Consider the following 24,924-nt stretch of genomic DNA (forward strand, 5'->3'; position numbering starts at 1 on the left):
AGCGTGAAGACGGGGGACGGAAGATGGATGTCAGCGGGAGCGTCCCGCCAGCCAGGGAGGGGGAGCCGGAGGCTCCGGCCGACCCCCTCGCGTACGAGGGAGTGTGGAGGTTCACCGCTCCCGCCGTGGAAGAATCCGTTCCCCAGGCCCGCCGTGCGGTTCGCGACCTGCTCGGGCGCCAGGGGGTGCCGGCCCATCAGGACCTCGTGTACTCGCTGCTCCTGATCGTCTCCGAACTGGTGACGAACTCGGTCCGGCACGCCGCCCTGCTGTCGCCGGAGGTGGCGGTCGAGGTCGCGATCGGCCGGGAGTGGGTACGGGTGGCCGTCGAGGACAACCACCCGTACCGACCCAAGGCGCTGGAGGCCGACTTCGGCCAGACCGGCGGCCGGGGTCTGCTCCTGGTACGGGAGATCACGCTGGAGGCCGGCGGGGTCTGCGACGTCGAGCACACCTCGACCGGCGGCAAGGTCATCTGGGCGGCCCTGCCGCTCGCCACCCCGACCGCGCCGACCCCCGTGAGCTGACTCCGTCCGGGGATCCCCCGGACGGAGGCCGGGGGACGGCTACCAGCCCGCTTCCTCGCCGGTCAGCTCGCGGATCGCGGGCCGGGCCGCGTCCAGTACGGTCATGAACCAGGCCGAGAACGGCACTTCGGCATGCCGCTTCGCCAACTCCTCGGCCGTGACGAAGGCGGTGTCCTCGACCTCCTCCGGATCCGGCCGCACCGCCGCCTGCGCGAGTCCCACGAACAGGTGATTGAACTCCTGCTCCACCAGACCCGACGCGGGGTCGGGGTGGTTGTAGCGCACCGTCCCCGCCTGCGCGAGCAGCGAGGGCGACAGCCCCAGCTCCTCGTGGGTGCGCCGGGCCGCGGCCGCGAACGGCGACTCCCCGGGGTAGGGGTGACCGCAACAGGTGTTCGACCAGACGCCGGGGGAGTGGTACTTCCCGAGGGCCCGCTGCTGGAGCAGCATGCGGCCCTGCTCGTCGAAGAGGAACACCGAGAACGCCCGGTGCAACTGACCGGGCGCCTGATGGGCGGAGAGCTTCTCCGCCGTGCCGATGGTGTTGCCGGACTCGTCGACCAGTTCGAGCATGATCGGTTCTTGAGTACCGGTGCCGTTGGACGCGCTGTTCGCGGCGGTGGCTGGTGTGGTCGGCATACCCATCCTTCGCTTCGGACTTCGGCCTTCAGTCTGCCGTACAAAGGAGGCTTGTCCCCACTTCGGAGATCCGCGCATGTCCGCTCCCCGTCCGTGCTAGTGCTGTGACCGGAGAGGTTCACCGTGTCACGGCCCCCGGCACGGCACCTCGCCGCGTTGTCGGACCGCGCCGGTACCTCCAGTACGAGCCGCGGCCCTCCGCCTTGCGATGCACCGCACCGGACGCCGCGACCCGGCAAACCTTTCCGGCCACAGCACTAGAGGGTGTCCGGGCGCAGGACATAGCCGGTGTATCCGTACTCGTGCCCGTGGCGGACCCGTACGTCGAGCTCCTCGCGGACGGCATCCACGGCCCGGGCCATCGCGGGGCCGTCGGCCTCGGGACGGATACGGACCCGCTCGGCGAGCGGGTCGTAGTACTCGGCCCAGTCGGAGTCGGGCAGGTGGTGCACGCCGAGCACCCGGTAGCCGGCGGCCCGGGCGGCCGCGAGGTTGTCGGCGGTGGATCGCAGCGGGCACTGCGGGTCCCAGAAGGCGCGCGCACCGGCCGAGGGTTCCTCGACGGTCCACTCGCACTCGGTCAGCACGAGCGTGCCGCCGGGGGCGAGCAGCCGCTTCCACCGCGCGAGCGCGGTGTCGAAGCCGAGGATGTAGGCGGAGCCCTCCGCCCACACGAGGTCGAAGGAGCCGTCGGTGAAATCGGCGGAACCGGCGGACGCCTCGGACGCGGCCGAGCCGTCGGCGGCCTCGTGCGCAAGCGCGCCCATGTCCGCCTCGACGGCGCGGACGCGGTCGGCGAGCCCGCGGGCCGCCGCGGCCGTACGGAGCTCGTCGAGGAAGGGGCCGTGCAGGTCGACGGCGGTCACCTCGGCGCCGTCCGAGCCCGGCCCGCCCGCCTCGGCGGCGAGCAGCAGCGCGCTGCGGCCCGGACCGCAGCCCAGGTCGAGGACGCGCGGCCGCTCGGGCAGCGGGCCGCACAAGGACAACAGGTGGCGGGTGCTCGCGTCGGAGCCGGGGGCCTGCCGGGGCAGGCCGTGGTGCAGGGTGAAGAAAGCCTGCCAGAAGCTGTGGGAAGCGGTGTCGGTCAAAGTGAACCCTTGAACGGGGGCTCCGGCCGACGAGGCCGAATCAGCTCAGCGGATGATCAGGCCCGGCCGGGTGCCCGGAAGGAATGGGGGATGCACCGGAGTTCGCTGCGCATGGCCGCGACCACTGCGACGGTCATCAACCCACCTCTTTCCGCTCGACACCTTCGGGGGCGTGTCCACCGTAACATCCAGGCCGTTTGTGGTATCGCGCCGTGATCATCGATGATGATCGCGCCTGGGCCCGGGCCGGGAATTTTCGGCTTATCGGGGCGTAAACGGGTGATGAACCCCTGCTTCCATTCATCCGATAGCCTCTGCCGACGTGCCGCCGCCCCCTCAGGCGCCCGTTCGCATCCGTTACAAGGAGTGAGTTCGTCTGCCGACCGTCATCCTCACCGGCCTGCCGGTCCCCGGATCACCCCTCGCGGACGAGCTGCGCTCCCTCGGCTTCGACGTCCGCCCCGCCACCGGCCGGCAGGACGCCGCGGCCGCGCTGGCCGGCGTACCCGCCGACCAGCGGGTGGCCGTCGTGGACAGCGGCTTCGTCGGGCACGTGCACGCACTGCGCCTCGCGCTGACCGACCCGCGCTTCGACGCCTGCACCGTCACCGGCGCCTTCGCCGTCCAGCCGGGCGCCCGCGCGGCCCTCGACCGGGCCGTCGCCACCGAGTCCGACGGCTCCGGCCCGTACGCCGACCGGCTCGCCACCGCGGTCGAGGCTTCCGGGACCGCCGTCCAGCGCCCCGAGCTGGGCACGCTCGTCGCCACCGTCCCCGCCTCCGCGGCGGACCGGGACGCGGCGACCGCCGCCGTCGCCGCCGTCGACGACGAGGCCGTACGCCTGCGGACCGCCGTGAAGTCCCGCGACGGGTTCTTCACCACCTTCTTCATCAGCCCGTACTCGCGCTACATCGCCCGCTGGTGCGCCCGCCGCGGCCTGACTCCGAACCAGGTCACCACCGCCTCGCTGATCACCGCGCTGATCGCGGCCGGCTGCGCCGCCACCGGCGAGCGCTGGGGCTACGTGGCGGCCGGTGTGCTGCTCCTCGTCTCCTTCGTCCTGGACTGCACCGACGGGCAGCTCGCCCGCTACTCGCTCCAGTACTCGACGATGGGCGCCTGGCTCGACGCGACCTTCGACCGCGCGAAGGAGTACTCCTTCTACGCGGGCCTCGCGCTCGGGGCCGCCAGGAACGGCGACGACGTATGGGCCCTGGCCGTCGGTGCCATGGTCCTCATGACCTGCCGGCACGTCGTGGACTTCTCCTTCAACGAGGCCAACCACGACGCCGCCGCCGCTGGTACATCTCCTTCCGGGAGCCCCACGGCCGCCCTCTCCGCCAAGCTCGACAACGTCGGCTGGACGGTCTGGGTCCGCCGGATGATCATCCTGCCGATCGGTGAGCGCTGGGCCATGATCGCGGTGCTGACCGCCGTCACCACCCCCCGGATCGTCTTCTACGCCCTGCTCGTCGGCTGCGCCTTCGGCGCGCTCTACACCACCGCCGGCCGGGTGCTGCGCTCCCTGACCCGCAAGGCGAAGCGCACGGACCGGGCCGCCCAGGCCCTCGCGGACCTCACCGACTCCGGGCCGCTGGCCGAGGCGGTGGCCAGGCTGTCCGGCGAGCGTCGGCCGAGCGCCGGGTCGTGGCTCATGGCCCTGATCAGCTCCGTGCTGATGGTCGGCGCGGCCGTGACCCGGGACTTCGGCTCGCCCTGGCTCATCGGGACCGCCGTGGTCTACGTCCTCCTCGCGGGAGAAGCCGTCGCCCGCCCCCTCAAGGGCCCCCTCGACTGGCTGATCCCGCCGCTGTTCCGGGCCGCCGAGTACACCACCGTGCTGATCCTCGCCGTCAAGGCGGACGTCCCCGGAGCCCTTCCGGCGGCATTCGGCCTGATCGCGGCGGTCGCCTACCATCACTACGACACGGTGTACCGCATTCGCGGCGGCACCGGCGCGCCCCCGCACTGGCTGGTGCGGACGATCGGCGGCCACGAAGGCCGGGTCCTGCTGACCACGGTCCTCGCCACCGTCCTCGTGGGGCACGAAACGGACTTCCCCGTCGCGCTCACGGTCCTGGCCGTGTTCGTGGCACTGGTGGTGCTCGTGGAGAGCATCCGCTTCTGGGTCTCCTCCGGGGCACCCGCCGTACATGACGAAGGAGAACCAGCATGATCGGCCTTGTACTCGCTGCCGGTGCCGGACGCCGCCTGCGTCCCTACACCGACACCCTGCCCAAGGCCCTCGTGCCCGTCGGTCCCGAGGGTGACGAGGAGAGCCTCACGGTTCTCGACCTGACCCTGGGCAACTTCGCCGAGGTCGGCCTGACCGAGGTCGCCATCGTCGTCGGCTACCGCAAGGAAGCCGTCTACGAGCGCCGCGAGGCCCTGGAGGCCAAGTACGGCGTCAAGATCACGCTGATCGACAACGACAAGGCCGAGGAGTGGAACAACGCCTACTCCCTGTGGTGTGCGCGTGACGTCCTCAAGCAGGGCGTGATCCTCGCCAACGGCGACACCGTCCACCCGGTCTCCGTCGAGCGCACCCTGCTCGCCGCCCGCGGCAACGGCCAGAAGATCATCCTCGCCCTCGACACGGTCAAGCACCTGGCCGACGAGGAGATGAAGGTCATCACGGCCGACGGGAAGGGTGTCCAGAAGATCACCAAGCTGATGGACCCGGCCACCGCGACCGGCGAGTACATCGGTGTCACCCTCATCGAGCCCGAGGCCGCCGAGCAGCTGGCCGAGGCGCTGAAGACCACCTTCGAGCGCGACCCCGACCTCTACTACGAGGACGGCTACCAGCAGCTCGTGAACGACGGCTTCACGATCGACGTGGCCCCCATCGGCGACGTCAAGTGGGTCGAGATCGACAACCACGACGACCTCGCCAAGGGCCGGACGATCGCATGCCAGTACTGACGAGGCTCATCCCCTCGCCCGTCGTCGTCGACATCAGTCGCGGGGCGATGGACGATCTGGCCGGCCTCCTGGCCGACCAGCGGATCTCCGCCTCCGGCAAGCTGGCCATCGCGATCAGCGGGGGCTCCGGCGTGGCGCTGCGCGCCAAGCTGGAGCCCGTACTCCCGCACGCCGACTGGTACGCGGTCGTCGACGGCACCATCGACTCCGCGGTCAAGCTGGCCGACGACATAAAGGGCCGCCGCTACGACGCCGTCGTGGGCCTGGGCGGCGGCAAGATCATCGACGTGGCGAAGTACGCCGCGGCGCGGGTCGGGCTGCCCATGGTGGCCGTCGCCACCAACCTCTCGCACGACGGCATCTGCTCGCCGGTGTCCATCCTGGACAACGACAACGGCCGCGGTTCCTACGGCGTCCCCACCCCGATCGCCATGGTGATCGACCTCGATGTGATCAAGGACGCCCCGGTACGGTTCATCCGCGCCGGCATCGGCGACGCGATCTCCAACATCTCGGCGATCGCCGACTGGGAGCTCTCCCACAAGGTCACCGACGAGCCCGTCGACGGCCTGGCCGCCGCCATGGCTCGTACCGCCGGCGAGTCCGTGCTGCGCCACCCCGGCGGCTGCGGCGACGACGAGTTCCTCACCGTGCTCTCCGAGGCACTGGTCCTCTCCGGGATCGCCATGTCGATCAGCGGGGACACCCGCCCGTCGTCCGGCGCCTGCCACGAGATCAGCCACGCCTTCGACCTGCTCTACCCGGGGCGCTCCGCGCTCCACGGCGAGCAGGTCGGCATCGGCGCGGCCTTCGCGATGCACCTGCGCGGGGCCGCCCAGCAGGCCGGGCTCTTCACCGAGGTGCTGCGCCGGCACGGCCTGCCGGTGGTGCCCGAGGAGATCGGCTTCAGCGTCGACGAGTTCGTCGCGGCCGTCGAGTACGCCCCCCAGACCCGCCCGGGACGTTTCACGATCCTGGAGCACCTCAACCTGTCCGCAGCCGAGATCAGGGACGCTTACTCCGACTATGCCAAGACCATCCGTAGCTGAACTCCGGCCCGTCGTTCACCCGGCGGGCGTCAAGGACCGGGTCAGCGGCGAGCACTGGGGCGGGCGCCTCTACATGCGCGAGATCTCCCTGCGCATCACCCGCCTCCTGGTCACCACCAAGGTCACGCCCAACCAGCTGACCTACGTGATGACCCTCGCCGGTGTCCTCGCCCTCCCGGCCCTGCTGGTGCCGGGCGTCTGGGGTGCCGTCCTCGGCGTCGTGGCGGTCCAGCTCTACCTGCTGCTCGACTGCGTCGACGGCGAGGTCGCCCGCTGGAAGAAGCAGTTCTCGCTCTCCGGCGTGTACCTGGACCGGGTCGGCGCGTACCTGTGCGACGCGGCCGTGCTGGTCGGCTTCGGCCTGCGCGCCGCCGACCTGTGGGGCACCGGCCGGATCGACTGGCTGTGGGCCTTCCTGGGCACCCTCGCGGCGCTCGGCGCGATCCTGATCAAGGCCGAGACCGACCTGGTCGGTGTCGCCCGCCACCAGGCCGGCAAGCCGGTGGTCAAGGACGCGGCGGCCGAGCCGCGCTCCTCCGGCATGGCGCTCGCCCGCCGGGCCGCCGCCGCGCTGAAGTTCCACCGCCTCGTCCTCGGCATCGAGGCGTCCCTGCTCATTCTGGTGCTGGCCATCGCGGACCAGGTCCGCGGCGACCTGTTCTACTCCCGGATCGGCGTCGCCGTCCTCGCGGGCATCGCGCTGCTCCAGAGCGTGCTGCACCTGGTGTCGATCCTGGCCTCCAGCAGGCTCAAGTGACGGCCCCGATGCGGCTGGGCGCCGTGATCATCACCATGGGCAACCGCCCCGACGAGCTCAAGGCGCTCCTCGACTCGGTGGCCCGCCAGGACGGCGACCCCGTCGAGGTCGTCGTCGTGGGCCAAGGCGTGCGGGTCACCGGCCTGCCCGAGGGCGTCCGTACGATCGACCTCCCCGAGAACCTGGGCATCCCCGGCGGGCGCAACGTCGGCATCGAGGCCTTCGGCCCCGGCGGCCGTGACGTGGACGCGCTCCTCTTCCTGGACGACGACGGGCTGCTGGAGCGCACCGATACCGCCGAGCTGTGCCGGCAGGCCTTCGCCGAGGACCCGGAGCTCGGCATCGTCAGCTTCCGGATCGCCGACCCTGAGACCGGCGTCACCCAGCGCCGGCACGTGCCGCGGCTGCGCGCCTCGGACCCGATGCGCTCCTCCCGGGTGACCACCTTCCTGGGCGGCGCCAACGCCGTCCGTACGAAGGTGTTCGAGCAGGTCGGAGCCCTGCCGGGGGAGTTCTTCTACGCGCACGAGGAGACCGATCTGGCCTGGCGGGCGCTCGACGCCGGGTGGCTGATCGACTACCGGGCGGACATGGTGCTGCTGCACCCGACGACTGCCCCCTCCCGGCACGCCGTCTACCACCGTATGGTGGCTCGTAACCGGGTGTGGCTCGCCCGCCGCAACCTGCCCGCTCCGCTGGTCCCGGTCTACCTGGGCGTCTGGCTCCTGCTGACGCTCCTGCGCAGGCCCTCGGTCCCCGCGCTCAAGGCCTGGTTCGGCGGTTTCCGGGAAGGGTGGACCTCTCCCTGCGGACCCCGCCGCCCCATGAGGTGGCGTACGGTCTGGCGGTTGACCCGGCTGGGCCGACCACCTGTCATCTGACGAGCCCGCGTCTGGGAACATGGCGCGATCACGGGCCTCGCGCCACCAGCCTGATGCCCACCTGGCCGCATCTTGAAGACGAAAGTTTCAACTTGTGAGTGACACAACCCACGACGGCGCCCTCGCCACGAGCAAGCCGCCGTCCGAAGACGCGAGGCTGAGCCCCGCGGAGCTCGCCAGGAAGTACGGCCTCTCCGTCAGCGGTGCCCGGCCCGGTCTGGGCGAGTACGTGCGGCAGCTCTGGGGCCGGCGCCACTTCGTCATGGCCTTCTCCCGGGCCAAGCTGGTCGCGCAGTACAGCCAGGCGAAGCTCGGCCAGGTCTGGCAGGTGGCGACCCCACTGCTGAACGCGGCCGTCTACTGGCTGATCTTCGGCCTGATCCTCGGCGCGGGCAAGGAGATGCCGTCGGGCGTCTACGTCCCGTTCCTGATGATGGGCATCTTCGTCTTCACCTTCACCCAGAGCTCGGTGATGGCGGGTGTCCGGGCGATCTCCGGGAACCTCGGGCTGGTGCGGGCGCTGCACTTCCCGCGAGCCGCCCTCCCGGTGTCCTTCTCGCTGCAGCAGCTCCAGCAGCTGCTGTACTCGATGATCGTCGTCTTCGTGATCGCCATCAGCTTCGGCAACTACCCGCGGCTCTCCTGGCTGCTGGTGGTCCCGACGCTGGCACTGCAGTTCGTCTTCAACACCGGCCTCGCCATGATCTTCGCGCGGATGGGTTCCAAGACCCCCGACCTGGCGCAGCTGATGCCGTTCGTGATGCGTACCTGGATGTACGCGTCCGGGGTCATGTTCCCGATCGGGATCTACCTCAAGGAGCAGCCGCAGTGGATCAGCGACCTGCTGCTGTGGAACCCGGTGGCGATCTACATGGACCTCATCCGGTTCGCTCTGATCGACGACTACGGCAGCAGCAACCTGCCTCCGCACGTCTGGCTCTTCGCCGTGGGCTGGGCCGCCGTGATCGGCCTCGGCGGCTTCGTGTACTTCTGGAAGGCTGAGGAGCGTTACGGCCGTGGCTGAGAACACCCAGGGGCGAGTCCCCACCGTGATCGCGGACGATGTCCACATCGTCTACCGGGTCAACACCGGCAGTGCCGGCAAGGGTGCGGCCACCGCCGCGCTCAGCAAGATAGTGCGCCGGGGCAAGGGCGAGTCCGCGGGCGTCCGCAAGGTCCACGCCGTGCGCGGGGTCTCCTTCACGGCGTACCGCGGCGAGGCGATCGGCCTGATCGGCTCCAACGGCTCCGGCAAGTCGACCCTGCTGCGCGCCATCGCGGGGCTGCTGCCCTGCGAGGCGGGCAAGGTCTACACGGACGGCCAGCCCTCACTGCTGGGTGTCAACGCGGCGCTGATGAACGACCTGACCGGCGAGCGGAACATCGTCCTCGGTGGTCTCGCGATGGGCATGAGCCGCGAGCAGATCAAGGAGCGCTACCAGGACATCGTCGACTTCTCGGGCATCAACGAGAAGGGCGACTTCATCTCCCTGCCGATGCGCACCTACTCCTCCGGCATGGCGGCGCGCCTGCGCTTCTCCATCGCGGCGGCCAAGGACCACGACGTCCTGATGATCGACGAGGCCCTGGCCACCGGCGACCGCAGCTTCCAGGTGCGTTCGGAGAACCGCATCCGCGAACTGCGGCAGAAGGCCGGCACGGTCTTCCTCGTCAGCCACAACAACAAGTCCATCCGCGACACCTGTGACCGGGTGCTGTGGCTGGAAAAGGGTGAGCTCCTGATGGACGGGCCCACGGAGGAAGTCGTCTCGGCGTACGAGAAGGCGTCCAACGGCTGACCTCCGGGTCGCGCGGCGCCCTCCGGCGCCTCTCCCGCAGGCCCCTGCCGCTCCATTGCGGCGGGGGCCTGAAGCATGCTCGGTCATGACGCGGCGGCATTCGATGGCGGGACGCGGCGACATTCGGTCGCGGAGTGAATACCCCCGAGGCCTCGACGGCGTTGTACAGCGTAAGCTGAAGCGGTCCTTAATCGCGCCAAGAGGGGACGATTCCCCGCAGGTGAACGGCCATGGGGTACCCCATGGAAAACCCGGGCGGCGTGTCCGAAATAGGATGTATTGGGTCGGCAGTGTAGAACGGGAGATGTGACGGCAATGGCTACGGGAATTCTCCGGCCCCCAGGCACTACGGCCGTCCCCGCCCCGGGCGGCGGGCGGTGACCCCGGGGCGCGGCATCCGACCCCTGCCCGACTCCGTCCACGCGGCCGACTCCGTCCACGCGACCGACACCGTTGACGTGGCCGACTCCGTCCACGTGCGCGCCACCCTCGGCAAGGCCACCGCCGAGAACTTCCCCGTCGCCCCCGCCTTCCTGCCCCGCGCCTGGCGCGACGGACTGACGGCCGTCTACGGGTACGCCCGCCTCGTCGACGACATCGGCGACGGCGACCTCGCCCCCGGCGGACGCGACGCCGTGCTCCTCGGCCTCGACCCGGCCGCCGTGGACGACCGGCTCGCCATGCTCGACGCCTTCGAGGCCGACCTGCACCGCGTGTTCGGCGGTACGGACGGCCCCCCGCGGCATCCGCTGCTGCTCGCCCTCCAGCCCGTGGTCCGCGCCCACGGCCTCACCCCCGAGCCGTTCCTCGGGCTCGTCGAGGCCAACCGCCAGGACCAGCGGGTCGCCCGCTACGAGACCTACGGGGACCTGCTCGCCTACTGCGAGCTCTCCGCGAACCCGGTCGGCCGCCTGGTGCTCGCCCTCACCGGCACCAGCACCCCCGAGCGGATCCGCCGCTCCGACGCCGTCTGCACCGCCCTGCAGATCGCCGAGCACCTCCAGGACGTCGCCGAGGACCTCGGCCGCGACCGGATCTACCTCCCCGCCGAGGACATGCGGCGCTTCCACGTGGCCGAGGCCGACCTGGCGGCCCCGTCCGCCGGCGCGTCCGTACGCTCCCTCGTCGCGTTCGAGGCCGAGCGCGCACGCGAGCTGCTGGACGAAGGCACCCCGCTCGTGGGCAGCGTGCACGGCAGGCTCCGGCTGCTGCTCGCCGGCTTCGTGGGAGGAGGGCGTGCGGCCCTGCGGGCCGTCACCGCCGCCGGTTTCGACGTACTCCCCGGCCCGCCCAAGCCCACCAAGAGCGGCCTGCTCCGCGAGGTGGCCGCCGTCCTGCGCACAGCGCCGAGAAAGGGGTGAGCCCGACCGTGGAGGGCCCCACACACGCGTCCGCACCCGTCCTTGCGGCCTACAGCTACTGCGAGGCCGTCACCGGTTCGCAGGCGCGCAACTTCGCGTACGGAATCCGGCTGCTGCCCGCCGACAAGCGGCAGGCGATGTCCGCGCTGTACGCCTTCTCCCGGCGCGTCGACGACATCGGCGACGGCCCGCTGCCCCCCGAGGTGAAGCTGGCCCGGCTGGAGGAGACCCGCGCCCTGCTCGGGCGGATCCGCGCCGAGGAGATCGACGAGGACGACACCGACCCGGTCGCCGTCGCACTCACCCACGCCGCACGCCGCTTCCCGATCCCGCTCGGCGGCCTCGACGAACTCATCGACGGCGTCCTGATGGACGTCCGCGGCGAGACCTACGAGACCTGGGACGACCTCAAGACGTACTGCCGCTGCGTCGCCGGTGCCATCGGGCGGCTCTCGCTCGGCGTGTTCGGCACGGTGAACACCGCGGGCCTGGGAGCGCAGGACGCCGCACGCGCCGGGGAGTACGCCGACACGCTCGGCCTCGCCCTGCAACTCACCAACATCCTCCGGGACGTTCGCGAGGACGCGGCCAACGGCCGCACCTACCTGCCCGCCGAGGACCTCGCCAAATTCGGCTGCTCGGAAGGCTTCCACAGCGACCGGGCACCCGCCGGCGCCGACTTCGCCGGGCTCGTCCACCACGAAGTCCGCCGCGCCCGGGCCCTGTTCGTCGAGGGCTACCGGCTGCTGCCCCTGCTCGACCGGCGCAGCGGCGCCTGCGTGGCCGCCATGGCGGGCATCTACCGCCGCCTCCTCGACCGCATCGAGCGGGAGCCGGAGGCGGTGCTGCGGGGCCGGGTCTCGCTGCCGCCGCACGAGAAGGCGTACGTCGCCGTGCGCGGCCTCTCCGGCCTGGACGCGCGGACCGTCTCCCGCCAGAGCGCGCGGAGGCGAGCCTGATGGCCCCGACCCGCTCCGTCCACCGGGGCCGCGCCCGGGCAACCACCGGGCGGGCGGCCGCGTCTCTTCCGGGGGGCTCCGCCGCGTTCGCCGTATTCACCGCGGCCGGCCCGCAGGGCGACCGCATCACGGGGGAGGGTGCATGACCGGCAGCGACCACCACGCCGTCGTCGTGGGCGGCGGACTCGCGGGAGTCACCACCGCCCTCGAACTCGCCGACGCGGGGCTGCGCGTCACCCTGCTCGAAGGCCGCCCCCGGCTCGGCGGGCTCGCCTTCTCCTTCAAGCGCGGCGACCTCAACGTCGACAACGGCCAGCACGTGTACCTGCGCTGCTGCACCGCCTACCGGTGGTTCCTCGACCGCGTCGACGGCGCCGCCCTCGCCCCGCTCCAGGACCGGCTCGACGTACCCGTGCTCGACGTCGCCCACCCCGGCGGCCCGCGCCTGGGACGGCTGCGCCGCAGCGCCCTGCCCGTGCCCCTGCACCTGGCCGGGGCACTGGCCCGCTACCCGCACCTCTCCCTCGCCGAGCGCGCGAGCGTCGGCCGCGCCGCCCTCGCGCTGCGCCGCCTCGACCCCGCCGACCCGGCGCTGGACGGCCTGGACTTCGCGACCTGGCTCGGCCGCTACGGCCAGTCCGCCCGTACCATCGAGGCCCTGTGGGACCTCGTGGGCATCGCCACCCTCAACGCCACCGCCGAGCAGTCCTCGCTGGGCCTGGCCGCCATGGTCTTCAAGACCGGCCTGCTCTCCGAGAACGGCGCCGCCGACATCGGCTGGGCCCGCATCCCGCTGGGCGACCTGCACGACACCCTCGCCCGCAAGGCCCTCGACGCGGCCGGCGTGCGGACCGAGCTGCGCACCCGGGTCACGGCCATCTCCCGTACGCCCGAAGGGGCATGGCGGGTGGACACCGAGGACGAGACCCTCGACGCGGGCACCGTCGTCCTCGCCGTCCCGCAGCGTGAGGCGCACGGACTGCTGCCGGCCGGGGCGCTGGCCGACCCCGACAAGCTCCTCGACATCGGCACCGCCCCGATCCTCAACGTCCACGTCGTATACGACCGCAAGGTGCTCAAGCAGCCCTTCTTCGCCGCGCTCGGCTCCCCGGTGCAGTGGGTCTTCGACCGCACCGACTCCTCCGGACTCCCCGACGGCGGCCAGTACCTGGCACTGTCCCAGTCCGTCGCCCAGGACGACATCGACGAGCCCGTCTCGGTCCTGCGCGCCAAGTACCTGCCCGAGCTGGAGCGGCTGCTGCCCGCCGCGCGCGGCGCCAAGGTACGGGACTTCTTCGTCACCCGGGAGCGGACGGCCACCTTCGCCCCCACCCCCGGCGTCGGCCGGCTGCGCCCTGGGGCGCGAACCGACACGCCGGGGCTCTACTTGGCCGGTGCGTGGACTGCCACCGGTTGGCCCGCGACCATGGAGAGCGCCGTCCGGAGCGGACTGAGCGCGGCGCACGCCGCACTCGCCGCGCTCGGCCGCCCCCGCGTACACCCTCTGCAGGAGGCGGCATGACGACCATCAGCACGACCGCAGCACGTACAGGAACAAGAGGAGAGCCAGTGAACCCGGGGAATCCGGCTGTCGAGAACACGGATGCCAGTGTGGGCACCGCCGGAGCAGGCGTGGAGAAGGCGGACACGATCGCCCTTCTGGAGCGCGGCCGGACGCTGTCGACCCCCGCCCTCCGCGCCGCAGTCGACCGCCTCGCGTCGCCCATGGACACCGTCGCCGCCTACCACTTCGGCTGGATCGACGCCCAGGGCAACGTGGCTGACGGCGACGGCGGCAAGGCCGTGCGCCCCGCACTCGCCCTGCTCTCCGCCGAAGCCGCCGGCGCCGCCGCCGAGGTCGGTATCCCGGGCGCCGTCGCGGTCGAGCTCGTGCACAACTTCTCGCTGCTGCACGACGACCTGATGGACGGCGACGAGCAGCGCCGCCACCGCGACACGGTGTGGAAGGTGCACGGACCGGCCCTCGCGATCCTCGTCGGCGACGCCCTCTTCGCCCTCGCCAACGAGGTCCTGCTGGAGCTCGGCACCGTGGAGGCGGGGCGTGCGACGCGCCGGCTGACCACCGCCAGCCGCAAGCTCATCGACGGCCAGGCGCAGGACATCTCGTACGAGCACCGCGAGCGCGTCAGCGTCGAGGAGTGCCTGGAGATGGAGGGCAACAAGACCGGGGCGCTGCTCGCCTGCGCGGTCTCCATCGGCGCGGTGCTCGGCGGCGCGGACGACCGTACGGCCGACAAGCTGGAGGAGTACGGCTACCACCTCGGCCTCGCCTTCCAGGCCGTCGACGACCTGCTCGGCATCTGGGGCGACCCGGAGGCCACCGGCAAGCAGACCTGGAGCGACCTGCGCCAGCGCAAGAAGTCCCTGCCGGTCGTCGCGGCCCTCGCCGCCGGCGGGGAGGCCTCGGAGCAGCTCGGCGAGCTGCTCGCGGCCGATGCCAAGAGCAGCGACTTCGAGAACTTCTCGGAGGAGGAGTTCGCGGCCCGCGCGGCGCTCATCGAGGCGGCCGGCGGCCGCCAGTGGACCGCCGACGAGGCGCGTCGCCAGCACGCGATCGCGATCAAGGCCCTGGACGACGTCGACATGCCGCAGCGCGTGCGCGACCAGCTCGTTGCCCTCGCCGACTTCGTCGTCGTGCGCAAGAGGTGATCGCCACCCGACAGCGGATATGACTCGCGAGTCGCCGACCGGCGCCGCCACTTGAGGGTGGCGCGCACCGGCCGACGGCAGACCCCAGCACAGCAGAGGACACTGTTCTAAGGGGAAGCCATGACAGCGACGACCGACGGCAGCGCGGATGGCGCTGGCGCTGGCAGCGAATCCACTCCGGGCGTTCCGCAGCCCGGCCCTTCGGCCCGCCCGGCGGCCGGCCTGGCCGCGGAACCGGCGCCTTCGGCCCCGCAAGTCCCGCAGGCCCCGCAAGCCCGGCAGGCCGGGCGCGGCCCCGGCGCGGGACGGGCCACCGCGGGTCTGCCCGAACCGCCGGACGGCGGCCGGCCGGACCGGGTCCAGGAGGCCGCCGCGCGCGCGACGCGGCACCTGCTGGAGCGCCAGGACCCCGAGGGCTGGTGGAAGGGCACCCTGGAGACCAACGTCACCATGGACGCCGAGGACCTGCTGCTGCGGCAGTTCCTCGGCATCCGGGACGAGGCCACGACCCACGCCGCCGCCCTCTTCATCCGCGGCGAACAGCGGGAGGACGGCACCTGGGCCACCTTCCACGGCGGGCCGCCCGAACTGTCCGCCACCATCGAGGCGTACGTGGCCCTGCGCCTCGCGGGGGACGCGCCGGACGCCCCGCACATGGCCCGCGCCTCGGCCTGGATCCGGGCCCACGGCGGGATCGCCGCCGCCCGCGTCTTCACCCGGATCTGGCTCGCGCTCTTCGGCTGGTGGAGCTGGGACCACCTGCCCGAACTCCCGCCCGAGCTGGTGTTCCTGCCGCCCTGGGTGCCCCTGAACATCTACGACTTCGGCTGCTGGGCCCGCCAGACCATCGTCCCGCTCACCGTGGTCTCCGCCCTGCGCCCCGTCCGCCCCGCCCCCTTCGCCCTGGACGAGCTGCACGCCGACGCGCGGGTCCCGAACCCCGTCAGGCGGCCGGCCCCGCTGGCCAGTTGGGACGGCGCCTTCCAGCGGATGGACAAGGCCCTGCACGTCTACCGGCGGTTCGCGCCGCGCCGGCTGCGCAAGGCGGCAATGGCCACCGCCGGCCGCTGGATCGTCGAACGCCAGGAGAACGACGGCTGCTGGGGCGGGATCCAGCCGCCCGCCGTGTACTCCGTCATCGCCCTGCACCTGCTCGGCTACGACCTGCGGCACCCCGTGATGCGCGCCGGACTGGAATCCCTGGACCGGTTCGCGGTGTGGCGCGAGGACGGCGCCCGGATGATCGAGGCCTGCCAGTCCCCGGTCTGGGACACCTGCCTGGCGGCCATCGCACTGGCCGACGCGGGCCTGCCCCCCGACCATCCGGCGCTGGTCAAGGCCGCGGACTGGATGCTCGGCGAGGAGATCGTCCGCAGCGGGGACTGGGCGGTACGGCGGCCCGGGCTCGCCCCGGGCGGCTGGGCGTTCGAGTTCCACAACGACACCTACCCCGACATCGACGACACCGCCGAGGTCGTCCTCGCACTGCGCCGGATCAGGCACCCCGACCCGTCCCGGGTCGAGGCGGCCATCGCCCGCGGAGTGTCCTGGAACCTCGGCATGCAGTCGAAGAACGGGGCGTGGGGCGCCTTCGACGCCGACAACACCAGCCCCTTGCCGAACAAGCTGCCCTTCTGCGACTTCGGCGAGGTCATCGACCCGCCCTCGGCCGACGTCACCGCCCACGTGGTGGAGATGCTCGCCTTCGAGGGCCGGGCGGGCGACGCCCGGACCCGGCGCGGCATCGCCTGGCTGCTCGCCGAGCAGGAGCCGAGCGGCGCCTGGTTCGGCCGCTGGGGCACCAACTACGTCTACGGCACCGGGTCGGTGGTCCCGGCGCTCACCGCCGCCGGTCTGGCCGCGGGACATCCCGCGATCCGGCGGGCCGTGCGCTGGCTGGAATCCGTACAGAACGAGGACGGCGGGTGGGGCGAGGACCAGCGCTCCTACAAGGACCCGTCCTGGGCGGGGAAGGGCGCCTCCACCGCCTCGCAGACCGCGTGGGCGCTGATGGCCCTGCTGTCGGCCGGCGAGCGGGACGGCAAGGCCGTCGAGCGGGGCATCGCGTACCTGGTGGAGACCCAGGAGGGGGACGGCTCCTGGGACGAGCCGTACTTCACCGGCACCGGCTTCCCCTGGGACTTCTCCATCAACTACCACCTGTACCGGCAGGTGTTCCCGCTGACCGCGCTCGGCCGCTACCTGTACGGGGAACCGTTCACCGCCGTCGGGGAAGCGTGATGTCCGCCGCCGGGGGGGACCGGGCCGGGGCGGCGCCGCAGAAGAACCCCGACCCGCTGCTGGTCGCCTGCGCCCTGCGCATCGAGCGCTTCGCGCTGCGCGGTGCGGGACGAGGCGCCCCGGATGAGTACGCCCTGCTGCGTACGGGTATGGGCCCCCGCGCGGCCGAGCGGGCCGTCGGCCGCGCGCTGGAGCGGCCGGGCATGGGCCGGGCCGCCGTCCTGGCCACCGGATTCTGCGCCGGGCTGGTCCCGGGCATGCACCCCGGTGACCTGGTCGTCGCCGAGGAGACCCGGGATCAGGAGGGGGCCGTCAGCTGTACCGGAATCGCCCTGCTCGCCGAGGCACTGGCCCGGGCCGCCCCGGGCCGGACCGTGCACACCGGCGCCCTGACCGGATCCGACCACGTCGTCCGCGGCCAGGAGCGCGCGCACCTGCGCGCCACCGGAGCCATCGCGGTCGACATGGAGTCCGCGGCCACCTTGCGGACCGCGATCCGGGGCGGCAGCCGTCCGGTTGCGGCCGTCCGGGTGATCGTGGACGCTCCGGAGCATGAGCTCGTCCGTATCGGCACGGTTCGCGGGGGAATATCGGCCTTCCGTGTCCTGCGTGCCGTACTGCCCGCGTTTTATGACTGGCACCGTTCTTTGCTGCTCCCCAGGAGGTGAGCCAGATGGCCATGCCGCTGCGCCAGACCATCAGGGTCGGGACGTATCTTCTCGAACAGAAGCTCCGCAAGCGCGAGAAGTTCCCGCTGATCGTCGAGCTGGAACCGCTCTACGCGTGCAACCTGGCCTGTGAGGGGTGCGGGAAGATCCAGCACCCGGCCGGGGTGCTCAAGCAGCGCATGCCGGTCGCCCAGGCGGTCGGCGCCGTGCTGGAGTCCGGTGCGCCCATGGTGTCCATCGCGGGCGGCGAGCCCTTGATGCACCCGCAGATCCACGAGATCGTCCGGCAGTTGGTGGCGAAGCGGAAGTATGTCTTCCTCTGCACCAACGCGATGCTGCTGCGCAAGAAGATCGAGAAGTTCACCCCGTCCCCGTATTTCGCCTTCGCCGTGCACATCGACGGCCTGCGCGAGCGGCACGACGAGTCGGTGGCCAAGGAAGGCGTCTTCGACGAGGCGGTCGCGGCCATCAAGGAGGCGAAGAGGCGCGGATTCCGGGTGACCACCAACTCCACCTTCTTCAATACCGACACCCCGCAGACGATCATCGAGGTACTGAACTACCTCAATGACGACCTCCAGGTGGACGAGATGATGATCTCGCCCGCGTACGCCTACGAAAAGGCTCCGGACCAGGAGCACTTCCTCGGCGTCGAACAGACTCGTGAACTCTTCAGGAAGGCCTTCGCGGGCGGCAATCGGCGGCGCTGGCGGCTCAACCACTCCCCGCTCTTCCTGGACTTCCTGGAAGGAAAGGCCGATTTCCCCTGCACGGCCTGGGCCATCCCGAATTACTCCCTCTTCGGCTGGCAGCGCCCCTGCTATCTGATGAGCGACGGCTACGTGCCGACGTACCGGGAACTGATCAACGACACCGACTGGAGCAAGTACGGCCGCGGAAAGGACCCGCGCTGCGCGAACTGCATGGCGCACTGCGGCTACGAGCCCACCGCCGTCCTCGCCACCATGGGCTCCCTCAAGGAATCCCTGCGGGCGGCCCGGGAGACGATCGGCGGCAACCGGGAAAAGTCGGCATGACACCCGCGTCAGGAGGGGGCAAGGGCTTCGACCTCGCCGCGCTGCTGGCCGAGCGCGGCGCGGAACGGTACGAGCTGCACGCGCGGCACCTCAACCACCAACTGCCCAGGATGCTCCACACGATCGGCTTCGACAAGGTCTACGAGCGGGCCGAAGGCGCCCACTTCTGGGATGCCGAGGGCAACGACTACCTCGACATGCTGGCCGGCTTCGGGGTGATGGGCCTGGGCCGGCACCACCCGGTCGTCCGCCGGGCCCTGCACGACGTCCTGGACGCCCAGCTCGCCGACCTCACCCGCTTCGACTGCCAGCCCCTGCCCGGGCTGCTGGCCGAGAAGCTGCTCTCGTACAGCCCGCACCTGGACCGGGCCTTCTTCGGCAACAGCGGCACCGAGGCGGTGGAGACGGCCCTGAAGTTCGCCCGGTACGCCACCGGGCGACCGCGGGTCCTCTACTGCGACCACGCCTTCCACGGACTCACCACCGGCTCCCTCTCGGTGAACGGGGAGGGCGGGTTCCGGGACGGCTTCGCGCCGCTGCTCCCCGACACGAGGATCGCGCTGGGCGATCTGGCCGCCCTGGAGCGGGAGCTGAAGCGCGGGGACGTGGCCGCCCTGATCGTCGAGCCGGTCCAGGGCAAGGGGGTCCTCGCGGCCCCGCCCGGATTCCTGCTCGCCGCGCAGGAACTGCTGCACCGGCACAAGGCTCTGCTGATCGCCGACGAGGTGCAGACCGGCCTCGGACGCACCGGGTACTTCTACGCGTACCAGCACGAGCCGGGCGTGGAGCCCGACCTGGTGTGCGTGGCCAAGGCGCTGTCGGGCGGCTACGTGCCCGTCGGCGCGACCCTCGGCAAGGACTGGATCTTCAAGAAGGTCTACTCGTCCATGGACCGGGTGCTCGTGCACTCCGCGAGCTTCGGGTCCAACGCGCAGGCGATGGCGGCGGGGCTGGCGGTGCTGTCGGTCATGGAGGACGAGGAGGTCGTCGCCAACGCCCGGGCGATGGGCGATCTGCTGCGCGGGCGGCTGGCGGCGCTCGTGGACGAGTACGAGCTGCTGCACGAGGTGCGGGGGCGCGGTCTGATGATCGGCATCGAGTTCGGCCGGCCGTCCTCGTTGGGGCTGCGCAGCCGCTGGACGATGCTCCAAGCGGCCCGCAAGGGGCTCTTCGCGCAGATGGTCGTCGTGCCGCTGCTCCAGAAGCACCGGATCCTCACCCAGGTCTCCGGGGACCAGCTGGAAGTGATCAAGCTGATTCCGCCGCTGATCGTGGACGAGCGGGACGTCGACCGGTTCGTCGGAGCCTTCCGCGAGGTCATGGACGAGGCGCACGGCGGGTCCGGGCTGATGTGGGACTTCGGCAGGACCCTGGTGAAGCAGGCGGTCGGCAACCGCTGACCGCCCGCTGCGCCGGACGTCAGTCGAGCAGCTGCTCGCGGAGACGGCCCAGGGTCTCGGGTGTGAGCCCGAGGCCCTGCGACAGGTAGCGGTCCACGCCGCCCCAGGTCTCGTCGATGGTCTCGAAGGCCCCGAGCAGGTACTCGGCGCGGGCGTCGAAGAGCGGGGCGAGCAGCTCCGTCACCTCGGGGGAGCGGGCCTCGGCGGACCCGTCGCTCCGGCGGACCCGGTAGCGGCGGTGCGGGGCGTTCGACTCCAGGTAGTCCGCGACGATCGCCTCGCGCTCGACGCGCAGCGCGAGCAGGGTGACGGCGATCGACAGGCCCGCCCGGTCCTTGCCGGCCGCGCAGTGCAGGAGGGCCGGGACGCTGTCCTCGGCGAGGGCGTGCAGGACCCGGCTGTGCTCGGCGGTGCGGTTCTTGATCATCCCGCGGTACGAGTTCGCCATCCGGGCCGCGGCCTTCCCGTCGCCCAGGATCGAGCGGAGCTGCTCGACGTCGCCGTCGCGGACCATCTTCCAGAACTCGCGGCCGTCGGCCGGATCCGAGAGCGGGATGTTGACGTTCCGCACGCCGGGCAGTTCCACGTCCTGGCCCTCCAGCGCGTGGTCGGCGCCGTTGCGGAAGTCGAAGACGGTGTGGAGGCCGAGCGAACCGAGAAAGTCTGCATCGGTTTCGGTGGCATGCGCGAGATGTCCGCTTCGGAACAGTCGTCCCGTCCTGACCCTTCGTCCGTCAGAAGTCGGCAATCCGCCCACATCGCGGAAATTGCGCACTCCGGACAACTCCGGCTCCTGTATCTGCTGGGTCAAGGGAACTCCTCCGCTTCGTCGTGCTCGTTGTGGGTGCTCTGTCCGAATTACACTACTTGGCGATAACTTGCCATCAGCGGAGGCGAGATCGGGCACGTCCCCGTGAGCCAGATCATACGGTGACCGTGAGTGCCTGATCACGAAAGCCGAATGGCCGCGTCGGAACGGTTGTTGGCGGTGCGGAATGGACAGAGGGTGACCGGAATTCCGGCGGACCCTCATCCCTGTTATTCCGTCAGGGAATTCATGGCTTGTTCGGCGTGGCCTTTTGGGATTACGTTCGCGATCGATCCGGGTGGATCGCCGAATCCTGCCGCCGCCCGGAAACCGCACCCGACTATTCACGCGCGGCAGGAGCGGGGGAACCAGGTAAGCCGCTGTCCCGGATCTTCGAGCCGGGACGGCTAGGGGTGAAGCCGTACATGTTCCGTTCATGTGCGGCCGGACATCTCCAGTCCGAACCCGACAGCTCACCTCGCAGGCGCCGGAGAGGAAATGCGCCATGCCTGCAAAGGGTAAGCACCGCCGTCCCAAGTCCCTCTCGATATCGCGCGGTTTCGCCGTCGCCGGCACCGGTGGCGCTGCCCTCGCGCTGCCGCTGATGGGCACCGCCGGCGCTCATGCGGCCGGTGCCCCGGCCGCCGCGACGACCGCCGTCACCACCGTGGCCCCCGTGGTGGCCCCGCAGGTCCCGGTCTCGCTCCAGGCCGCGGTCGCCGCGCCGACCGTGTACACGGTCGTGCCGGGCGACTACCTCTCCAAGATCGCCGCCGAGCGCCACCTGTCGGGTGGCTGGGAGCAGCTCTACGCCGACAACCGCGAGGCGGTCGGCAGCGACCCGTCGCTGATCCACCCTGGCCTGAAGCTGAACCTCGGTGGTGCGGGTGAGGCGGCTCCGGCCGAGTCCGCTCCGGCTCAGAAGCCGTCCCAGAAGCCGGCCCCGAAGCCCGCTTCGAAGGCCGCCCCGAAGCCGGCCGCGAAGGCCGCCCCGGCGCAGCAGGAGGCCGCCGCCGAGGCGCCCGCCGCCCAGCAGCAGTCGGCCTCTTCCTTCGTGGCGCCGGTGAGCGGCGGGATCTCCACCCAGTACAAGGTCGCGGGCAGCATGTGGTCCTCCGGCTACCACACCGGCGTCGACTTCATCGCGAGCTCCGGCACCACCGTCAAGGCGGTCGGCGCGGGCACCGTGGTCTCCGCCGGCTGGGCCGGCGCGTACGGCAACGAGGTCATCATCCGGCACGCGGACGGCAACTACTCGCAGTACGGCCACCTTTCCCAGCTCTCGGTCTCGGTCGGCCAGAGCGTCACCGCCGGCCAGAGCATCGGCCTCTCCGGCTCCACCGGCAACTCGACCGGCCCGCACCTCCACTTCGAGATCCGTACGGGCCCGTCCTACGGCTCCGACATCGACCCGATCGCCTACCTCCGCTCGAAGGGCGCGAGCCTCTGACGGCACCCGCCGTCGGCGCAGGGACACGCGTGAGGCCGGGACCCGAGGGGGGTCCCGGCCTCACGTGTACATATTCCTTATCCCGCGGGTGGTATAGATCACGGCCCGTCAACCCCTCATTACGTTGGCGTAGGTTGGTTACGGGAGTGAAGGATGTGTCCCGTGGCAGCGACGACGACGAAACTCAAGACCATCGGCTCGTACGCGGCGATCGGGGACAGCTTCACCGAAGGCGTGGGGGACCCGGGACCCGGGGATTCATTTCTCGGCTGGGCGGACCGGCTCGCCGTGCTCCTGGCCGATCAGCGCGAAGAACACGACTTCCGGTATGCGAATCTCGCGGTGCGCGGCAAGCTCCTCGACCAGATCGTGGCCGACCAGCTCCCGAGGGCCAAGGCCCTCGCGCCGGACCTCGTCACCTTCTGCGCGGGAGGCAACGACATCATCCGGCCCGGCAGCGACCCGGACGACGTGGCGGAACGGTTCGAGGCGGCCGTGGCCGACCTCGCCGGAGCCGTCGGCCAGGTCATGATCACCACCGGCTTCGACACCCGCGGTGTGCCGGTGCTCAAGCACCTCCGGGGCAAGGTGGCGACGTACAGCGCGCACGTGCGCGCCATCGCCGACCGCTACGACTGCCCGGTGCTCGACCTCTGGTCGCTGAAGTCCGTACAGGACCGGCGGGCCTGGGACGCCGACCGGCTGCACCTGTCGCCCGAGGGGCACACGCGGGTCGCGCTGCGCGCCGGGCAGGTGCTCGGGCTGGACGTCCCGACCGACCCCGACCAGCCGTGGCCGCCGCAGCGGCCGCGCGGATCGGTGGACGTGACCCGGGACAACATCCAGTGGGCCCGCGACCACCTCGTGCCGTGGATCGGTCGGCGGCTGCGCGGGGAGTCCTCCGGGGACCACGTGGAGGCGAAGCGGCCGGACCTGCTGCCGCTGTAGGAGGCGGGACGGGGGACGCGGGGGCGCGGTCGCGGGCCGGGGCGGGGGAGGCGGCCGGGGTCGGGGGCCACAAGCGGAATCCTTCGGGGCCGGTGTGCGTTGGGATGGTCGTAGAGCGACGACCACCCCTGACCCCACCCTCCCAGGAGGCGCTTTGACCGGCTCCCGTCCCCTGCGTCCGCGGCTGCGTGCCCTGCGGCCCGAAGCCTTCGGCGCGGACCCGTCCGGCGCCCGGCTGGAGCGGATCCGCCGCTCGCCGAACTTCGCCGACGGCGTCTTCCAGAACCCGCTCGGGGCCCGGAACAGACCCTCGGGGTCGATGGCGGAGTTCGCCAAGATCTACTTCCACCGGGAGCAGCGGGCGCGGCGCAGTCCCGCCGCACCGATCCCCGTGTACCCGACGACCCTGGCGGAGCTGGCGAAGCCGCCCGCGAGCGGTCTGCGGCTGACCTGGATGGGCCACTCCAGCGTGCTCGCGGAGATCGACGGCCGCAGGGTGCTGTTCGACCCGGTGTGGGGCGAGCGGTGCTCCCCCTTCCCCTTCGCCGGCCCCAAGCGGCTGCACCCGGTGCCGGTCCCGCTGGCGTCGCTGGGGAAGGTCGACGTCGTGGTCATCTCGCACGACCACTACGACCACCTCGACCTGCCCACGATCAAGGACCTGGCCGGTACGGACACGGTCTTCGCCGTCCCGCTGGGAGTCGGCGCGCACCTGGAGCGATGGGGCGTACCGGCCGACCGGCTGCGCGAGCTGGACTGGAACGAGAGCACCAAGATCGCCGGTCTCTCGCTCACGGCGACGCCCGCCCGGCACTTCTGCGGACGCGGCCTGCGCAACCAGCAGCACACCCTGTGGGCCTCCTGGGTCGTCGCGGGCGACGAGCACCGGATCTACCACAGCGGGGACACCGGCTACTTCCCCGGCTTCAAGGAGATCGGCGCGGAGCACGGGCCCTTCGACGCCACGATGATCCAGATCGGCGCGTACTCGGAGTACTGGCCCGACATCCACATGACCCCCGAGGAGGGCATGCGCGCCCACCTCGACCTGCAGGGCGGCACCCCGCACGGCACGATGCTGCCGATCCACTGGGGCACCTTCAACCTGGCCCTGCACCCGTGGGACGAGCCGGGCGAGGGCACCCTGGCCGCTGCCGAGGGCGCCGGAGCGGCGATCGCGCTGCCGATCCCGGGCCAGCCGTTCGAGCCGGGCACCGCCGCGGCCCCGGCGAGCCCGTGGTGGCGCCCCTTCGTGGCGGGCGGCCCCGCGCTGCCCGCCGAGCCGGCCCGCGCGGTCGCGGCGGAGGGGCCCGGTCCCGCGATCCGGGAGGAGCCGGAGGCGGTGGGCTCGTAAGAAGGGCCGACTGCCGGACGGCTCGGACGACCGTGGCCCAAGACTGGACCAGGCCACTACGGATCATCCCAGAGTCCTGCTTCGTCGAGCAGGGACGGCTCATCGCGCCGTACGACCACGCGGACTACCTGGACCGCGGGAAGGACGACATGCGCCTCGCAGGAAACCTGCCGATCGCCGTCGATCTGAGCACGGGCGCGTGTTCGTTCATCACGTGGGATGAAGTCGACGACTTCGCGGCGCGCAACCTGCTGTAGGGCGCCAGTCACCTAGTGACCTGAGTCAGAGATTCGGTGGCAGTAGGCGGCGACTTTGTCGAGGATCTCGTCGGCTGTCTTCGTCCAGACGAAGGGCCGGGGTTGC

Annotated in this window: 23 protein-coding genes, 1 pseudogene and 1 riboswitch; of the genes and pseudogenes, 20 read left to right on the plus strand and 4 right to left on the minus strand. The window is 71.5% G+C overall.

The window, feature by feature from the left end; translation table 11 throughout:
• Window positions 1-23 precede the first annotated feature (23 nt).
• The gene (locus ACZ45T_RS27370) at window positions 24-527 is read left to right on the plus strand and encodes an ATP-binding protein (protein WP_468445811.1); all 504 of its coding nucleotides are present in this window, start codon (window positions 24-26) and stop codon (window positions 525-527) included.
• A gap of 39 nt (window positions 528-566) precedes the next feature.
• Here ACZ45T_RS27370 and idi read toward each other — a convergent pair whose 3' ends face one another.
• From idi to ACZ45T_RS27385, 3 genes and pseudogenes are all read right to left on the minus strand, one after another.
• On the minus strand, window positions 567-1,166 hold the full coding sequence (gene idi, locus ACZ45T_RS27375) for an isopentenyl-diphosphate Delta-isomerase (RefSeq protein ID WP_468445758.1): 600 nt from the start codon (window positions 1,164-1,166) through the stop codon (window positions 567-569).
• A 269-nt stretch (window positions 1,167-1,435) separates the two neighbouring features.
• Window positions 1,436-2,254: pseudogene (locus tag ACZ45T_RS27380) on the minus strand (SAM-dependent methyltransferase); the annotation flags it as partial.
• A 415-nt stretch (window positions 2,255-2,669) separates the two neighbouring features.
• Window positions 2,670-2,813 carry a hypothetical protein gene (locus ACZ45T_RS27385; protein ID WP_468445760.1) on the minus strand — a complete coding sequence of 48 codons (144 nt, stop codon included), beginning with the start codon at window positions 2,811-2,813 and terminating at the stop codon, window positions 2,670-2,672.
• Here ACZ45T_RS27385 and ACZ45T_RS27390 point away from each other — a divergent pair.
• The 15 genes from ACZ45T_RS27390 to ACZ45T_RS27460 all read left to right on the plus strand — a co-directional run bounded on the left by ACZ45T_RS27390 (window position 2,808) and on the right by ACZ45T_RS27460 (window position 20,001).
• Entirely contained in the window at window positions 2,808-4,430 is a 1,623-nt protein-coding gene (locus ACZ45T_RS27390; RefSeq protein WP_468445762.1) for a DUF5941 domain-containing protein, read from the plus strand. The genes ACZ45T_RS27385 and ACZ45T_RS27390 overlap by 6 nt on opposite strands.
• Window positions 4,427-5,179, plus strand: a complete 753-nt coding sequence (locus tag ACZ45T_RS27395) for a phosphocholine cytidylyltransferase family protein (RefSeq protein WP_468445764.1) — start codon at window positions 4,427-4,429, stop codon at window positions 5,177-5,179. The genes ACZ45T_RS27390 and ACZ45T_RS27395 overlap by 4 nt, the downstream gene beginning before the upstream one ends.
• On the plus strand, window positions 5,167-6,228 hold the full coding sequence (locus ACZ45T_RS27400) for an iron-containing alcohol dehydrogenase family protein (protein WP_468445766.1): 1,062 nt from the start codon (window positions 5,167-5,169) through the stop codon (window positions 6,226-6,228). The genes ACZ45T_RS27395 and ACZ45T_RS27400 overlap by 13 nt, the downstream gene beginning before the upstream one ends.
• A complete protein-coding gene (locus ACZ45T_RS27405; protein ID WP_468445768.1) occupies window positions 6,206-6,985 on the plus strand; it encodes a CDP-alcohol phosphatidyltransferase family protein in 780 nt (259 codons plus the stop codon). The genes ACZ45T_RS27400 and ACZ45T_RS27405 overlap by 23 nt, the downstream gene beginning before the upstream one ends.
• Before the next feature lie 8 nt (window positions 6,986-6,993).
• The gene (locus tag ACZ45T_RS27410) at window positions 6,994-7,866 is read left to right on the plus strand and encodes a glycosyltransferase family 2 protein (RefSeq protein WP_468445813.1); all 873 of its coding nucleotides are present in this window, start codon (window positions 6,994-6,996) and stop codon (window positions 7,864-7,866) included.
• Window positions 7,867-7,960: 94 nt separating this feature from the next.
• Complete coding sequence (locus tag ACZ45T_RS27415) at window positions 7,961-8,890, plus strand: ABC transporter permease (RefSeq protein WP_468445770.1); 930 nt, start codon at window positions 7,961-7,963, stop codon at window positions 8,888-8,890.
• A complete protein-coding gene (locus ACZ45T_RS27420) occupies window positions 8,883-9,665 on the plus strand; it encodes an ABC transporter ATP-binding protein (protein WP_468445772.1) in 783 nt (260 codons plus the stop codon). Before ACZ45T_RS27415 ends, ACZ45T_RS27420 begins: the two co-directional genes overlap by 8 nt.
• A 458-nt stretch (window positions 9,666-10,123) precedes the next feature.
• Window positions 10,124-11,026: a squalene synthase HpnC gene (gene hpnC / locus ACZ45T_RS27425; protein WP_468445815.1), complete on the plus strand. Its 903-nt coding sequence runs from the start codon at window positions 10,124-10,126 to the stop codon at window positions 11,024-11,026.
• Complete coding sequence (gene hpnD / locus ACZ45T_RS27430; RefSeq protein WP_468445773.1) at window positions 11,023-11,985, plus strand: presqualene diphosphate synthase HpnD; 963 nt, start codon at window positions 11,023-11,025, stop codon at window positions 11,983-11,985. Before hpnC ends, hpnD begins: the two co-directional genes overlap by 4 nt.
• Before the next feature lie 142 nt (window positions 11,986-12,127).
• The gene (gene hpnE / locus ACZ45T_RS27435; RefSeq protein ID WP_468445775.1) at window positions 12,128-13,507 is read left to right on the plus strand and encodes a hydroxysqualene dehydroxylase HpnE; all 1,380 of its coding nucleotides are present in this window, start codon (window positions 12,128-12,130) and stop codon (window positions 13,505-13,507) included.
• A complete protein-coding gene (locus ACZ45T_RS27440; protein ID WP_468445777.1) occupies window positions 13,504-14,655 on the plus strand; it encodes a polyprenyl synthetase family protein in 1,152 nt (383 codons plus the stop codon). The genes hpnE and ACZ45T_RS27440 overlap by 4 nt, the downstream gene beginning before the upstream one ends.
• 120 nt (window positions 14,656-14,775) lie before the next feature.
• The gene (shc, locus tag ACZ45T_RS27445) at window positions 14,776-16,896 is read left to right on the plus strand and encodes a squalene--hopene cyclase (protein WP_468445779.1); all 2,121 of its coding nucleotides are present in this window, start codon (window positions 14,776-14,778) and stop codon (window positions 16,894-16,896) included.
• Window positions 16,896-17,564 carry a phosphorylase family protein gene (locus ACZ45T_RS27450; RefSeq protein ID WP_468445781.1) on the plus strand — a complete coding sequence of 223 codons (669 nt, stop codon included), beginning with the start codon at window positions 16,896-16,898 and terminating at the stop codon, window positions 17,562-17,564. The genes shc and ACZ45T_RS27450 overlap by 1 nt, the downstream gene beginning before the upstream one ends.
• A gap of 5 nt (window positions 17,565-17,569) precedes the next feature.
• On the plus strand, window positions 17,570-18,601 hold the full coding sequence (hpnH, locus tag ACZ45T_RS27455) for an adenosyl-hopene transferase HpnH (protein ID WP_468445783.1): 1,032 nt from the start codon (window positions 17,570-17,572) through the stop codon (window positions 18,599-18,601).
• Window positions 18,598-20,001: an aspartate aminotransferase family protein gene (locus tag ACZ45T_RS27460; protein WP_468445785.1), complete on the plus strand. Its 1,404-nt coding sequence runs from the start codon at window positions 18,598-18,600 to the stop codon at window positions 19,999-20,001. The genes hpnH and ACZ45T_RS27460 overlap by 4 nt, the downstream gene beginning before the upstream one ends.
• Window positions 20,002-20,020: 19 nt before the next feature.
• On the opposite strand, the gene ACZ45T_RS27465 is transcribed toward ACZ45T_RS27460, so the two are convergent.
• The gene (locus ACZ45T_RS27465; RefSeq protein WP_468445787.1) at window positions 20,021-20,812 is read right to left on the minus strand and encodes a tyrosine-protein phosphatase; all 792 of its coding nucleotides are present in this window, start codon (window positions 20,810-20,812) and stop codon (window positions 20,021-20,023) included.
• A gap of 324 nt (window positions 20,813-21,136) precedes the next feature.
• Window positions 21,137-21,311: riboswitch (cyclic di-AMP (ydaO/yuaA leader) on the plus strand.
• A gap of 3 nt (window positions 21,312-21,314) precedes the next feature.
• On the opposite strand from ACZ45T_RS27465, the gene ACZ45T_RS27470 reads away from it, so the two are divergent.
• The 4 genes from ACZ45T_RS27470 to ACZ45T_RS27485 all read left to right on the plus strand — a co-directional run bounded on the left by ACZ45T_RS27470 (window position 21,315) and on the right by ACZ45T_RS27485 (window position 24,818).
• Window positions 21,315-22,259, plus strand: a complete 945-nt coding sequence (locus ACZ45T_RS27470) for a M23 family metallopeptidase (protein ID WP_468445789.1) — start codon at window positions 21,315-21,317, stop codon at window positions 22,257-22,259.
• Window positions 22,260-22,412: 153 nt separating this feature from the next.
• Window positions 22,413-23,207, plus strand: a complete 795-nt coding sequence (locus tag ACZ45T_RS27475; protein WP_468445791.1) for an SGNH/GDSL hydrolase family protein — start codon at window positions 22,413-22,415, stop codon at window positions 23,205-23,207.
• 154 nt (window positions 23,208-23,361) lie between these two features.
• Window positions 23,362-24,561 (plus strand): MBL fold metallo-hydrolase, encoded by a 1,200-nt coding sequence (locus tag ACZ45T_RS27480; RefSeq protein ID WP_468445793.1) that lies wholly within the window; start codon window positions 23,362-23,364, stop codon window positions 24,559-24,561.
• A gap of 32 nt (window positions 24,562-24,593) precedes the next feature.
• Window positions 24,594-24,818: a hypothetical protein gene (locus tag ACZ45T_RS27485; RefSeq protein WP_468445795.1), complete on the plus strand. Its 225-nt coding sequence runs from the start codon at window positions 24,594-24,596 to the stop codon at window positions 24,816-24,818.
• Window positions 24,819-24,924 lie beyond the last annotated feature (106 nt).

It is taken from the genome of Streptomyces sp. NPDC030995 (assembly GCF_055571215.1).

Coding starts and splice junctions, on each gene's coding strand:
- ACZ45T_RS27370 (WP_468445811.1), top strand. CDS start 24: ATGGATGTCAGCGGGAGCGTCCCGCCAGCCAGGGAGGGGGAGCCGGAG.
- idi (WP_468445758.1), bottom strand. CDS start 1,166: ATGCCGACCACACCAGCCACCGCCGCGAACAGCGCGTCCAACGGCACC.
- ACZ45T_RS27395 (WP_468445764.1), top strand. CDS start 4,427: ATGATCGGCCTTGTACTCGCTGCCGGTGCCGGACGCCGCCTGCGTCCC.
- ACZ45T_RS27400 (WP_468445766.1), top strand. CDS start 5,167: ATGCCAGTACTGACGAGGCTCATCCCCTCGCCCGTCGTCGTCGACATC.
- ACZ45T_RS27405 (WP_468445768.1), top strand. CDS start 6,206: ATGCCAAGACCATCCGTAGCTGAACTCCGGCCCGTCGTTCACCCGGCG.
- ACZ45T_RS27410 (WP_468445813.1), top strand. CDS start 6,994: ATGCGGCTGGGCGCCGTGATCATCACCATGGGCAACCGCCCCGACGAG.
- hpnE (WP_468445775.1), top strand. CDS start 12,128: ATGACCGGCAGCGACCACCACGCCGTCGTCGTGGGCGGCGGACTCGCG.
- ACZ45T_RS27440 (WP_468445777.1), top strand. CDS start 13,504: ATGACGACCATCAGCACGACCGCAGCACGTACAGGAACAAGAGGAGAG.
- shc (WP_468445779.1), top strand. CDS start 14,776: ATGACAGCGACGACCGACGGCAGCGCGGATGGCGCTGGCGCTGGCAGC.
- ACZ45T_RS27450 (WP_468445781.1), top strand. CDS start 16,896: ATGTCCGCCGCCGGGGGGGACCGGGCCGGGGCGGCGCCGCAGAAGAAC.
- hpnH (WP_468445783.1), top strand. CDS start 17,570: ATGGCCATGCCGCTGCGCCAGACCATCAGGGTCGGGACGTATCTTCTC.
- ACZ45T_RS27460 (WP_468445785.1), top strand. CDS start 18,598: ATGACACCCGCGTCAGGAGGGGGCAAGGGCTTCGACCTCGCCGCGCTG.
- ACZ45T_RS27470 (WP_468445789.1), top strand. CDS start 21,315: ATGCCTGCAAAGGGTAAGCACCGCCGTCCCAAGTCCCTCTCGATATCG.
- ACZ45T_RS27475 (WP_468445791.1), top strand. CDS start 22,413: ATGTGTCCCGTGGCAGCGACGACGACGAAACTCAAGACCATCGGCTCG.